This is a genomic window from Catenulispora rubra, from assembly GCF_015356825.1.
Classification (GTDB): Bacteria; Actinomycetota; Actinomycetes; order Streptomycetales; family Catenulisporaceae; genus Catenulispora; species Catenulispora rubra.
The window spans coordinates 1-13,933 of the sequence record NZ_JAACYW010000298.1; the positions used below are offsets into that span (position 1 = coordinate 1).

General features: G+C 70.9%; 1 protein-coding gene and 1 pseudogene. Both read right to left on the reverse strand.

The annotated features are described in order from the left end of the window. Nucleotides 1–313, reverse strand: a pseudogene (locus GWK61_RS45115) (hypothetical protein); the annotation flags it as partial. 50 nt (nucleotides 314–363) lie between these two features. Continuing rightward, nucleotides 364–13,836 carry a DUF8616 domain-containing protein gene (locus GWK61_RS45120; protein WP_228564004.1) on the reverse strand — a complete coding sequence of 4,491 codons (13,473 nt, stop codon included), beginning with the start codon at nucleotides 13,834–13,836 and terminating at the stop codon, nucleotides 364–366. Nucleotides 13,837–13,933 lie beyond the last annotated feature (97 nt).

Genomic DNA, 13,933 nt, shown 5'->3' on the forward strand with positions numbered 1-13,933 from the left:
ACCCCGCCCCCCGCATAGCCGCCAAAAACTCCGCCTCCGGCGCGAACCCATACTCGCCCAAGTAATAAGCCAGCGCGTCGTTCCACACCCACCTCCCATCCGTCCGGAAGTTCATCGGCACCACCTCCCCCCGCGCCGGATCCACAAAGTCCGGCTCCATCGCCGTAGTCATCAGCAGCGCCGTACCCGCCGCCAGGTACGCCAGCGGCTCCGCGCGCTCCGCCGGCGTCAGCCGCGGATGGTTCGGCAGGTAGTACGGCACGCCATCAGTAGCGCCGTCGAAGACTTTCGCGATACGCGTCGTGGTCGGCATAGTCGTCGTGGTTCCTATCCCTATCCCTATTTCTATTCCGGTTCCTGCTTCTATTCCGGTTCCGCAGGAGCCATCCAGCTCAAAACAACCGGCCAGTAGTGCTCCATGATCACCGCTATCGCAGCATTCAACGGCGGCGCCGCAGGCCGCAGCTCGCCACTGTGCGTCAGCAACGCCTGAATCGTCGTGGCCGCGGCGGAGCCCGCCGGCAGCTCCGTGTGCAGCAGTTCCAGCGACGTCCGCAGCCCCGCCGTCATCGGCGACGTGTCGCGCACGATCAGCGCCAGCGGCGCCGGCACATCGTGCCCCGACAATCGTTGCAGCACCACAGCCTTCTTACTGAAGTCCAGCCGCTCCCCGGCGTTCAGGTACAGCCCCGCGAACAGCGCCTCGCGGTCGGCGACCGTCATGGCGTCCGGCGCCGGGTGGAAGCGGCTCGCCGTCCAGTCCAGCGAGTCCATCAGCTCCCTGCGGTCCTCCGGCGGGAACCCGACGTCGGCGAGGCGGCTGTCGACGAAGGTCCTGAAGCGCGCGTACGTCACCTGCCGGTTCACCTCCGTCGGCTCCGGGTCCGGCGGCGGGTCGTCGTGCCGCGCCTGGTCGCCGAGCCAGGCCGGCAGGGCGATCGCACGCTGGCGGCTCGGATCCGGCCGGAAGTGGATGTTCGCCGGGGCGACGAACCCGTTGTCGGTCATCGTGCCCCCGGCCAGGTGCCGGTCGTGGTGGATCAGCGACAGGAAGATCTGCACGGTCCCGGGGTCCTGCGTCGCCAGGTTCGCGAACAGCGCCGGCAGCGCCTTGTCGATCGTCAGGTGCTGGTTGCCGAACCGGTCGCCACCCCCGACGCGCACGATGTCCCCGGTGAAGTGCCCGAACATCAGCGAGGTGTTGTGGAACAGCATCCGCTGGTTGCCGTTCGGCTTGACCGACGGCACCGGCACAACACCCGGCTCGGAGTGCGACAGCCGCTCGGGGAAGCCCTCGGCGACGTCCAGCCGGCCCATGTGGCGCGGCAGGAGCCGGATCGAGCCCAGGTGCGGCCGCCCGTCCACCAGCGTCACGGGCCGGGCGAGCATCGAGCCCGACCGGTTGTCACGGACCCAGACCTGCTCCCCGCCCTCCAGCCTGGTCGTGATGTCCGCCAGCGACTGTTCTTCCGGAGTCGGAGGTCCGCCGAGGGTGAAGGCCACGGCTGTGGAGCTGTGGTCGTGGGCTTCGTGGGCTGGGTCTTGTCCCTGAGGCGTCGCCGCATCGTCGTGCGCCGCTTGCGAATCATTAGGCTCATGCCGGCTGAAAGACAGCTGATGCAACGCTTCCCGAATATCGCCACGATCAGCCGGAACATGCTCCGCCAACGTCGCGATCGTCCCCGGATCGAGAAGCCCCGACAGCGTCCTGCGCGTCGCGTTCATGTGCTGGTCGATCAAGTGCCGCTCGAAGAGCGAGTTGTTCATGGCGAGCACGCCGGCCAGCGTCCGCAACGGCTCGTGCGCGGCCTCGGGCCAGTCCTTGATCTCCTCCTCGGTACGCGGCAGGGTCCGGGTGAGCAGCGTCAGCGCGGACGTCCGCCCCAGGTGCTCCTCCGGCTTCAGCTCCAACGCGACGGCCCCCTCCGGCGTGAAGCGCCGCCAGGCCCCGGTCTCCGGCTGCTTGCGCAGAGGCTTCAGCTTCGGCGCGCCGTCGTCACCGTACTCGTACAGGTTCTCCGAGACGTGCGTGTTGCCGTTCCGGTCGGCCCAGGCCTTGTCGTTCGGCGCGATCACGTCCACACCCAGCGCCTTGGCCAACTCGTGCGCGAAGCCGTTGTCGTGCATCCCGGTGTAGCAGGAGAACAGCCGCACCGGCCGCTTGTTCTGCGACCAGCTCTTGTCCTGCCGGATGATCGCAGCCAGCTCCTTGACCGACAGATGCCCGTTGCCGAGGTGCACGGCGCCCGGCGAACCGTGCAGCGCGACGGTGAAGTAGCGCCGGTCCGGGCTGGCCATCATCGCGTCGATAGCCGATTTCAGGCCACTGTCGGGCTTGTGCTTCATGTTGCGGATCCACAGGACGTCGTCGGTGCGCGCCGCGAAGTCCTTGTCGATGCGCGCCAGCCAGTCGCCGCGAGACTTGTCGTCCGCGAAGTCGTGGCCGACGTGCACCTTGAAGCCGCCGACCTCGCGGCGCAGCCGCAGCTCCACGATCGAGATGCGGGCGAAGGCCTGGCCGGTGGCGTTGTAGACCTCGGTGTGCTCGAACTTCTGGCGCTGCTCGAACGGCAGGGAGTCCGTGAACCTCTCGACGGCGGCGTGCAGGTCGTTGACGGCGGCGACGTGCGCGCGGTCGTCGGTCAGGCCGGCGAGGGCGTCCGCCTTGTCTTGGACGTCCTTGAAGCCGGAGCGCTGGAGGAAGGCCGTGTTCTTCCCCGCGGCCATCGAGGTCATCGCGTCGGCGACGAGCTTGGCGTCGTCCTGGTGCTGCTTGACGGTGGCGAAGTCGACGGCGTCCCCGTCGTGCAGAGCGGCGCGGAGTTCCTCGACGGTGTCGGGCATGTGGACCGGGATCAGGTCGTGCAGCTCGCCGATCCGGTCGTGCGGCAGGCCGATGGCGGTGGCGAGCTGCCGGACGTGGTCGCCGGTGACCTGGTGCCAGGGCAGCGGCGCGCCGGTCGTGAGGCGGCCGATCTCGGCCAGGACGTAGTCCGCGGCCGGCGGCAGGTGCTCGGCGCGTTGGGTCCAGTCGCCGTAGAGGGCCAGGACGCCGTCGCCGTAGCCGGTGACGCCCGCGTCGTCGGGGTGGATGTTGAAGTGCTCGAAGGTGCCCTCGTGGAACTTGATCTCGTGCGGGGCCTCCGCGCCGTTGTGCACGGCGACGAAGTCGGCGTCGGTCAGCAGGCGCTGCCCGGCCTCGGTGACGTCGACGACGCCGTTGTGCCGCTCGCCGAGTTGGTGGCCGATCTCGGCGGCGTTGGTGCCGGACTCGCGGATGTCCATGCCGACCATGTCGCGGCGCAGCGTCAGGCGGAGCATGACGCGGTCGAAGCGGTCGTCGTCGTAGAGCGCGGCGCCCTCGCGGTCGGCGGCGGTGTACAGGCCGCGGCCGAGGTGGATCCAGTCGAGCCGGTTCAGGGGCTCGATGCGGCCGTCGAGGTGGGCCAGGGCGGTGCGGATGTCGACGAGGCGGTAGACGGTGGTGCCGGCCGGGACGGTGTGGACGGTGACTGAGTCGTCGCCGGGGCGGATGAAGGGGGCGACGAGGGGGGTGACGGTGGCGTGGGTGGGGTGCGCCGGTGGAGGCTGCTGGTGGGCCGGGGCGACCGGCGCGACCGGCTCGGGCTCGGGCTGAGGCTCGGGCTCGATATGCGGCTGGTCGTTACGGGCTTCGTGGACGGCGTGCAGGACTTGGTCGCGCGAGAGCAGGCCGGGGACGCGTTCCAGGAGTGCGGCCTCCGGGACCGTGCCCGGAGACAGGCTGATGCGCATGATGAGGCGGCGGAAGTCCTCGGGCGAGGTGTCGCGGGCCAGGCTCTCCAGCTGAGTGAGCTCATCCGGGGTGAATCGGCTGAGCTCGGTGCGGGTCGCGTCATCGATCGGGATCGCATCGAGGACCGGTTGATCGTGATGTGGTTCGGGCTCGACATGCGGTTCGGGTGTCGGCTCGTGCACTACCACCGGCGCCGGTTCAGGCTCCGCCTCCCCCCGCAACTCCCGCAGCCTCGCCGCCGGCACCCCCAGCGCCTCCGCCCCGGCGGCGTCCACGTGCACCAGCACGTCGACCGTCGTGCCGCGGGGCGCGCCGCCGCGGCCGAAGTCGAGCTTCAGCTCCACCGGCACGTGCACCGCGTACAGCCCGCCGGGCTGCCGGTCCCAGCGCGGCCGGGTCTCGGTGCTGTGCGTCTCGCTGGTCTTCTCGCGCTCCTCGGTGGCGTGTCCGACGCCGACGCGGCCGCCGACCGTCACGCCGCTCGGGGTCACGCCGCTCACCGACAGCTGGCCCTTCGTCTCGTCCTTCGCACTGTCGGAGTGCTCGACCGTCGTGCTGACGTCGCGGTGGCTGAACGACTCGCGCTCGGCGCCCGCCTTCAGGAACGCCACGCTCTTCGGCGGCTTCAGCGTGCCCTCGACCAGGACACCGCGCTTCATCATCAGCGTCCGGCCGCCGAGGTCCACGCCACGGAACTCCGCGCCGCCCGGCTTGAGCACGTCGTGCAGCGATCCGACGAAGCTGCCCTTGCTGAGCACCGCAGCATCCTGCGGCGCATGCCGCTGCTCCGTCCCGCCGGCCTCGCGGAGCAGGGTGCTGATCTTCTCCTGGCCGTGCCAGTCCAGCGCGACCGCGTGGTCCGACAGTCTCGGCCGAAGCCCGCCTGTAGCCTCCGGCGCATCGAGCACGTGCGTCTTCGGCTCGAAGACCCGCACCTCGCTCACATAGTTGCCCTCGACCGACTTCTGCAGCGCCTCCGGCGGCCGGTCGCCGAAATGCAGGTTCCACAACGGATGCGACAGCCGCGTGATCGTGTACGTGTACTCGACGTTCTGTCGGTACTCGTCCACTGATTCGCCCGAGAACCGCAGCCCCTCGGACTCCACATCCCGCCGCGCCCGCGTCTCGACGTCGGCGGAGATGCCCGAGTGCGTTTCCGTGCCGGTGACCGTCACGTGCGGCGTGTCGACGCCGAATGTCGCCGCGCCAGACGTCGTCTTCGACCCGCCCGAGCGCTCGCTCGACGTCACCGCGTCCGCGTTGTACATCTTCACGCCGCCGGTGGCGTTGGTGTCGTGCAGCACCGGCCGGCCGATCGGGCGGGCCTGGATCCGCAGCTCGTACCGCCCGCCGCTCTGGGTGACGATCGGATGCGTCAGCCCGCCGTCGCTGAGCTTCCGGATCTGCGAGGCCAGCGTCGGCGTCTGGAGCAGATCGCGGACTTGCTCACTCAGATCGCGGTCGCCGAACGCCGCGTCGGCCTTGGCCGTCGCCTCCAGCCCCAGACCGCCGTCCGGATGCGCGCCGACCGGACCGAACAGCATGCCGGATTTCAACGCTGGGGACGGATCGCCCTCGCCCGGCGTCTTGAAGCCCTCGAAGACCTTCTCCGGCGCGTCGGCCGGGAAGTCGAAGTGCTCCAGCCGGTTGTGCAGCTCGCTCAGCGGCACCATGACCAGCGTCTCGCCGACCGTCTCGACCGGGCGGCCGCCCACACCGGTGACCCGGTGCCGCACCTGCGTCCGCACCAGCGCCATCTGCACCGTCTTGGCGGTCATCAGACGCGAGCTGTTCTCGCCGCGACCGGTGTTCGAGCCCTGAGCCGTGTCGCGCGAGTGGCTGACCGTGACGCCACCGGTGAGGCCGGCGCCCGCGCCGCCGCCGAACCCCGAGCCGCCCTTGCCCTGCCGGACCTCCAGGTCGTGGTCCACGGCGGTGCCGGCCTCGCCGTGGCTCTCGACATACACCGAGAGCGTCTTGAGCACCTGCGGCCGACCGGTCGGGGTGACATCCCAGTGCACGCCCGGCGCGACCCGCACGCCGCCGCCGGACAGCAGCGGCAGCTCCGCGGCGAACCGACCGTTCCCGAACTCCGAAGCCAGATCAGGGTTCTTCTTCGCGATCTCCGCACGCAGCGTGTCCATGCCGCCGCCGTTGACCGCCATGTGGATCGGCGTTGTGGCCAGCGGCGAGTGCTCGTGCTCGGCCAGCGGACGCAACGGCAGCGGCTTGCCGAGGCCCGACGTGGCCTTGACCAGGTCCGAGGACACCCACAGGTGCAGGCCGCCGTCCACCGAGCCCTCGATCGGCTTCTCGGCGTGCTCCAGCTTCCAGCCGAGCTTGCCGCCGACCTCGAACAGCGTGCTGCCGCTGAGGCTGCGCGTGTACTGCCGCACACCGCCGGACACCGTCGAGCGCGACGCCTTCGTCTGCCGGCCGCTGATCGTGGCGGTGAACTGGCCGTTGCTCCTGCCCACGCCGAGCGAGGTGGTCAGGGACAGGTCCTGCTGCTTCGAGCTGCGGATCCTCGAGGTCTGCGACGCCTGGTGGACCGAGATCGGCATCAGCTTGTCGTCGACGCCGAGCGAGGTCGCCTCGGCCGGCTTCAGCCCGCCGATCGACAGCCGCAGCGGCACGTCCTTGCCGCCGATCCGCAGCTTGACCGTCACGCCCTCGCCGGCCAGCGCGTCGGCGCGCTGCGCCAGGCCGGGGCCGGAGACCGCGGTGACGATGCGGCGCCAGTTCTGGTGCTTGTCGTCGGTGCCGTGCAGGAAGGAGCCGCTGGGATCGTCCTCGAACAGCTTGGCCAGATCCTCGGTGGCGCCTTCCGGCAGGTGGTCGGACAGCTTGGTGACGAGGTCCCGGTACAGCCCGTCCAGGTTCGCGATCCTCTTGACCTGGCCGAGCGGCAGGTCGTGCGACGTCATCAGGTGCGGGTCGAGGTGGTCGGCACCCTCCGCCGCCGCCTTGCGCTCCGGAGTCCCGTCCGCGCTGATCAGCCGCGCGTGGTCGGCGGTGCGCAGCCGGACCCAGGCTGTCGCGTCCGGCACCGTGATGCGCTCGGTCTGGTCGCCGATGCCGATGTGCAGTTCGAGCTTGGACTCCAGCTGGTAGGAGGCGTTCTCGTCCTCGGCGCGCGTCGTGCGGGTCACCGTGAACGCCGATTCCAGGCTCGCGGTCTCGGTCCGCGTGCTGTTGCCGCTGCCGGTGATACCGACGCTGGCCGAGCCTTCGGGGGACTTGGCGGTGCCGGCCAGGCTGGACGGCAGGCCGCCGCCGCGACCGGTGCTGACGCCCTGCTTCACGGTGTGGCGCGCGACGGTGTCCATCTTCAGGCCGGCGCGGGACGTGCTCGCCTGAGTCAGGGTCTTGGCTTCCGCGTGCGCGCCGAGGGTCAGGGTGACTGCGGTGCCGTCGCGGTCCTTGGCGGTGATCGACGTGCTCAGCCCGGCACGCCGGAGCGGGTCGGTGCTGTGCAGGGCCGCCACGTTGTGCGGGGAGGACAGCTCGCCGAAGTAGGCGTTCACCTCGCCGCGGGCCTTCTCGTCGAGAGTCAGGCCCTTGGCATGCAGGCCGGCGAGGAACCCGTGCTTCAGCTCGTCGCCGTATCCGGTCCGCTCGCCGAGCAGGTGGTCGACGGAGGGGTCGTCCAGCGGCTTGGTGACGGCGTGCGGGGTCGCGTCGAAGCCCTCGGTGGCGGTGAGGTGGTCCTGGATCCGCAGCTCGACGGTGTGGGAGGGGCCGTCGGCGGCAGGCACGTCCTGGACCCAGTGGCCGGTCGTGGTATCCGTGACCTCGATGTGCACCTGGGTCTCGACGGTGTGCCGCCGGGTGCCGTCGGAGGGGTCGAGGTAGATGTCGCCGCCGAAGGCCTCCGAGGAGGTCAGCTCCCGGCTGCGGATGCGCGACGTGCCGGTGTTCGCGCCGATGCCGAGCGGGCCGAAGCCGGCCTTGACGCCGCCGTCGACGGTGAGAGTGCGGCTGGTGCTGTGGCTGCCGCCGCCGTCGTCGCCGGTGCGGAACATGCGGCTCTCGTTCTTGGCGGTGGCAGCCGACTCCTCGACCGGCTCCGGAGCGGTCTTGAGCAGAGCCTTGAGGCGCACGTCGTAGGCGTGGCCGTCGCGGGTCACGCGCAGCGTCAGGCCGCCGTCGGTCATCGCGCCGAAGCCCTCGCGCAGCTCGGTCGGCAGGCCGACCTCGAAGTGCAGCGGGCCGCGGCCGGGAATCAGGGCTCGGAGTCGGGTCTCGATCTGCTCGTGGCCGCCGAAGTCGGTCGGGGTGAACAGGCCGGGGAGCTTCTTCGCGAGCGTGCGCGAGGTCGTGATGTGCTCGGCCGGGAGGTCGTGGCCGAGGAGCGGACGCGGGGTGTCGACGCCGTGCAGCCGGCCGTGCATCGGCCCGGCGAGGAAGTCCGGGTTCTGATACCGGCCGTCGCCGGAGCCGGCGGCGGACAGGAGTCGCTTGAAGGAGTCGGCAGGAGTGCCGCTGTCGTTCCTGAGCGGACGCAAGCGATCGCCGAGCTGCTTGTAGAACGTCTCGGGGTCGGCCTGGCCGTGCCGGTCGTAGGAGGAGTGTGCGAGCTTGGCGACCTGCATGGCGCGGCGCATGTTCCGGGTGGCGCGGGCGTCCGGGTTCGCCGGCGCGTGCTCGCCGAAGGCGTGGTAGTAGAGCAGGGCGGCGTCGCGCTCGATGGCGTGCCGGTCGGACCACGGGACGTACGCCTCGTAGCGGACTCTCGACCAGGGTGCGCGGACGAAGTCGCCGTCATCGTGGACCAGCGCGCCGTCCAGCGCGCTCAGGCTGCCGGCCTTGCGGGCTCGCGTCGCCGCCGCCGCGAGGGTCGCGACGCCGGTCTGGACGTCGTGCTCGGGGCCGAGGAGTTGGTGGACGATGTCGGTGAAGTCAGAGAGCTGAGGTTCGCGGCGCGGATCGGTGAAGGCCGGGAACTTCTTGAGATTGACCGCGGCGAGTTTCTTCAGGCCCTCGGGCGGAACGTAGCCGCCGAGGCTGTCGGAGAGAGCCTTGGCCTGGTCGTCGGTGAGCTCGGTGCGGGGCGGCAGTAGAGCGGTGCGCGCGGGACGTGGCGCTGAAACGGAAGTGGAAGGGGTGGCGCTGGTCTCGCGGGATTCGAGGTGGCGCGTCATGGCGGACGCGGACAACTGCTCGTGCGGGTGCGCGGCCTTGAACGAGCCGATGTCGGTGCTGAGCCGCTGCACGAACTCCAGCTGGGTCTCATCGCTCGCACGGTGCAGGCCGAGCTGGCGGCCGAGACCTTCCAGGTCTGAGTAGCGAATGGGGCGTTCCATCGCAGCGGTGTGCGCGGGAAGCACTTCGCGGTGGGTCTCGACGGTGTTCCACAGGGCACTGAGTTCGGTGAGGTGCGTGCCGGGCGCGGTGGAGTCGGGGTGAAGGCCGATTTCGTCGGCGACGACGAGGACGTTGGTCCACGTGCGCGCCTCGCGCGCGGTCGGCGTCCGGTCCGCGATGAACGAGTGCGGGACCGGTGTGACAGGGACATGGGCCTGCGGATACGCCACGCCAAGCGGCTGCTCGTCGCGCCCGCCGTGCTGCGACTGCAGCCGCGAATCGGACAGCACATGAAGGGCCTGATTCACCTCGGAGCCGGCCGGGGCGTGCTGGAGCATCCACTGGACGGTGTCCGGGATGAGCACCTTGTCGAGGGCCTCGCGGCCCGTCTCCGAGGCCTCGAAGGCCTTCTCACTGTCCCCGCCGGTCTGGCCCATCAGGTGGCGCCAGTCGTTCACGATCTTGCGGGTGACCGGGTCCGAGCCGGCCAGGGTGTCGCCGAAGGGGCCGGCGAGGGCTCGGCTCAGGACGGTCAGCGCGGGCTTGCGGCCGAGGTGGTCGTAGTCGGTGTCGAGGCGGATCGGGGTGCTGTGGACGCTGCCGTCGGGGTCCAGGCGGCGCGGCGTGAACACCCGGTACGCGCCGTCGGCCTCCTTGACCGGCCGGTAGGTGCCGTCGGGGCGGCGGACCAGGGTGCTGGCGTAGGGCTTGCCGTGGCCGACGCCCCACACCACCGTGTTCGGCGCCTTCACCTCGACGCCGAGCAGGTCGGCGAGCTGCTGCGCGAAGCCGTTGTCGTGCTCGCCGGTGCTGCAGGCGATCAGCCGGATCGGGCGCGGGTCGTTCCGCCACTCCGGGGTGTGGCGGAGCAGGTCGGCCATGTCGTGCGCGGACAGCGTGGTCTTGCCGACGTGGACGTGCTGCGGTGAACCGTGCAGCATCACCGAGAAGTGACCGGGGTCCGCCAGCATCGTCGTGGACGTGTGCTGGGTCTGCATGTCGTGCTGGGACCGCGGGTCGCGGATCCAGATGCCGCTGCCGTCGGGGCGCGCTTCGACGTACTCGGCGCGGAAGCGGTCGGCCTCGGCGGGGTGCTGGAAGGCGGGCAGATCGGGCTTGCCGATCTCGGGGGCCGGGCCGTACTCGCGCGCGTACGGCGCCTCGCCTGGGTGCTGCCGGGCGTTCTGGACCAGTTCGTCGATGGTGAGCTTGCCGGATTCCGGACTCAATGTGTAGGCCCGGTCGGCCATGCCGAGCGTCCAGGCCCTCGGGTCTGTGACGGTGCCTAACTCAGGGTGCTGCGTAGCGAGCTGATCGCGGAATCCGGCCAGGTCTCGCAGCGTCAGCGGCCGGTCGGACATCCCGTGGCCGGGCGTCCTGCGGTAGAGGCCGACGAGCTTCCACAGGCCGCGCTCCTGCTGGTCGGACAGGCCACCGAGCTCCTTGCCGAGCGCCATCACGTCCACTGCGCGGTCCCAGCGCTCGTCGTGCTGCGCCGCGGAGAGCTTGAACAGCTTGCGGGACGGCGGACGGGGGCTCATCCGGCCGGCGAACTTCTCCGGGTCCTGGCCCTCGGGGATCGCCTTCAGGTAGTCGAGGCGGCGCTTGTAGCCGTCCGGGGTGAGCTGGCCGCGGCGCGTCAGGGCGGCGTGGTCGGCGAGCAGGCCATTCAGGTGCGTGGCGTCGTAGTTGCCCTCGTTGCCGTTGCGGTACTCGGTGAGCTCGCGCAGGGCCTTGGGTGCCCACAGCGGGTCGGTGCGGCTGTCGCCGGGCGAGGTGAAGTGCAGCAGGTCGAGGGTTTTGTCGGCCTGGTGGATCTGCTCCGCCGACGCCAGTCGGGCCTGGCCGAACAGCATCTTGTGGACGCGGGAGATGTCGCGGGCGTCCTCGGCAGGGACGTTCCTGAGGCCGGCGCCGGTCAGGTCCCGGTGCAGCTCGTCGTCGGGCGGGATCCGGAAGTCGTGGCCGACCGCGGTGTGGACGGTGCCGTTCGGGAACAGGCCGCTCTCGTGCAGATAGGTCTTGACCGAGCGCGGGACCGACTGGTTCCGGCCGATCGGGTCGCCCTTCTTCGACGGCGTCTGGAAGTGGCCGGAGACGACGATGTCAGGCTTCGAATACCTGGCCGGCCAGGTCTCGTGCATGGTGTGCAGGACCGCGTGCCAGACCTGGTCCCGGTGCTCGGGCGCGGCCTTGTCGACGATGTCCATGACCGACGGCAGGTGGAGCACGCCTTCGCGGTTGGCCGCCTCGCGGTGCAGGATCGCGACCGCGGCCTTGACGGTCTGCTCCGGCTCCATGTGGACGGGTGCGCGCTCGGGCGTGTGCCCGGTCGCGGGCTTCGGGGCGGTGTCGCTGAGCCAGCTCGACTCCGAGCCGGCCTCCAGGTGCTCCTTGGTGATGGTCCGGAACCACTGGCGCGCGCCCATCCAGTCCTCGGGTGCCCCGGCCGAGCGGGCCAGCGCGTCGAAGTGCCAGAAGGTCGGGCCGGTGCGGGCGATGACCTCGGTGCGGACGTCGCGGCTGGTGAACCGGGACGCCTCCTGGTCCGGCCGGGCGATCGGGATGTGCTCGGCCTTGCCCCGGGCGGCGTTTTCAGTGAGCGTGTCGACCAGGGTTTTGGCGTAGCGCTGCTTCAGGCTGGCGCGGTAGTCGTGCACGATCCGGTTGCCCGGCGGCGCGACGAACGCCGAGTTGTTGATGCTGGCGCCCAGCTTGGAGATGCCGAACTGCTGGTGCTCGGTGTCCGCCTCGATCTCCTCGACCCGCTCGCCGAGCTTTTCGGTGGCCCGGTTGTCGCCGTCGGTGTAGACGCCGCCGAAGCGGTGCAGGATGTCCAGGCGGAGCAGGTCGCTGGCGCCGGCGTAGCCGGATCCGGTGGTGCGGGCGCGCTCGGTGGCGATCTCGGCGTGCAGCTCGGCCCGGTCGCGGCCGGCGAAGACCTCGTCGAGGTTGGCGAGCTTGACGCGGTGGGTGCCGGCCCAGTCCAGCATCTGCTGGATCTGTTCCTGGCGGGGCGTGCGGGGGGCGTTCTCGTCGAGCGCGTGGAGGCTGTCGATCTCGCTGCGCGGGACGTCGGTCCACAACACTGCGGTGAAGCCGCTCTTGTCGGCGTTGGACCCCATGGTCTTCATGAAGTTCTCGCGGTCGCCGCCGTCGGCGTGCAGCGGGCCGCCGAGCCAGATGCTGTGCAGGATCTTGGGGATCCGGGGCGGATCGTGCGGGGTGCCGGAGCCGCTGAACAGGGTGTCGAGGTCGTGCGGCGGGCCGTCCGGGCGGGCCAGGTCGACGGCGTCGAAGAACCTTGATTGGTTCGCCGTCGGCAGGTCGTCCAGGTGCAGGCCGGCGAGGAAGGTGGGCTTGTTCGGGACGGTGCGGATGCCGAGGACGTCCGGGCCGGCGGTGTGCTCGAAGCCGTCGGGGGTCGGGAGTGCGGTGCCGTGCGGGCGGCCGGCGCGCTGCATCAGGTTCGCGGTGTCCGGGGACGGGTTGCGCGGAGTGGTCGGGCGGGGCGTGGCGGTGTGGGTGTCGACGCCTAGGGCGGTGTCTGTGCGCTCGTGGGCGCCGCCGGCGAGGCGGTGCAGGGCGTTGCTGACGGAGCCGGTGGGGCGGCGGGTGACGGCGCCGTGGCCGCCGCGCGAGGAGACCGGGACGCGGGAGCGGCGGGTGCCGCCGGAGCCGGTGGTGGTGTGGGGCTTTTCGGTGGCGTCCGACGGGGTGCTGTGCCGCGGCTTGCCGGATGGCTTCGTCTCCGGGTGCAGGGCGCGGTAGTGGTTGCGGCCGTCCTCGGTGGCGACGCGGTGGATGTAGACCCGCTTGGCGCTGTCGCCGTTGAGGTGGAAGGCCGGCTTGTCGTCGCTGACCACGACCACGTCCAGGCCGAGAGTGTGCGCCACGGCCTGGAGCATTTCGCCGCCGAGGGGGGTCTCGGCGAGAGTGCGCTCGCGGATCGCGTAGTCGAGGAGGTCGCGGTGTTGGGGGACGTCGCCGCCGGATTCGACCTTCGCCTTGGCGTACGCGGCGAGTTGGGCCATGCCCTTGTCGCCGTCGGAGGAGTAGTGGTGTTCGAGGGTTGACAGGACTGTCGCAGGGTCCTGGTTCAGACGGTTGGACAGCTCTCGGACCGGGTCCGTGACCCGCGGTCGTGGCGGGGCGGCCAGGTCGAGGGCGTCGATGTGCGAGCTCGACGAGGCCTTCGGCGGGCCGATGCGGTCCAGGACGGTGCGGGCGCCGTCGGGGGAGAGCTCGCCGAGCAGGACGGCGGAGCCGGGGCGGGTGTCAGTGCTCTTGGACGCCACCTGGTCGGCGATGCGATTGCGGAACTCGCGCATGTCGCCGGGATCGTTCAGGTTCAGGCCCTCGGCGTGGATGCTCTTCTTGGCCGCGCCCTGGCTGAGCGCCGAGTCGGCGAGGGAGGCGACGGTGCAGTCGCCCTCGCCGGCGACTTCCTTGGAGACGAACTTCTCGCCGCCGCTGCCGAGCGCCACGCGGACTTCCGGAGGTTCGCCGCCGACGATCGGCTCGCTGGTCGGCTCGCTGGTCGTCTGGCGCGGGTCGTAGACGGCGCCGAGGTGTTCGACGGTGCCGTCCGGGTGGACCATGCGGAAGCCGCTGCCGCCTTCGGTGCCTGGGACGCGGATCGAGCCGTAGGGGCCGGTCTCGACGGCGCCGTGCGGGACGACGATGTCCACGCCCTTGGCGGCGGCGAGGGTGCGGATGCCGTCCAGCTGGGCCGGGGGGACGTCTTCGAGCACTGTGACGCGCGGCTTCGGGGCGCCTTCGGGCTGGTTCTCCAGGGCTTTGTCGATGACCGGGGCGAGGCGTTCGTGGATCGGCGGGGTGGTGTCGGGG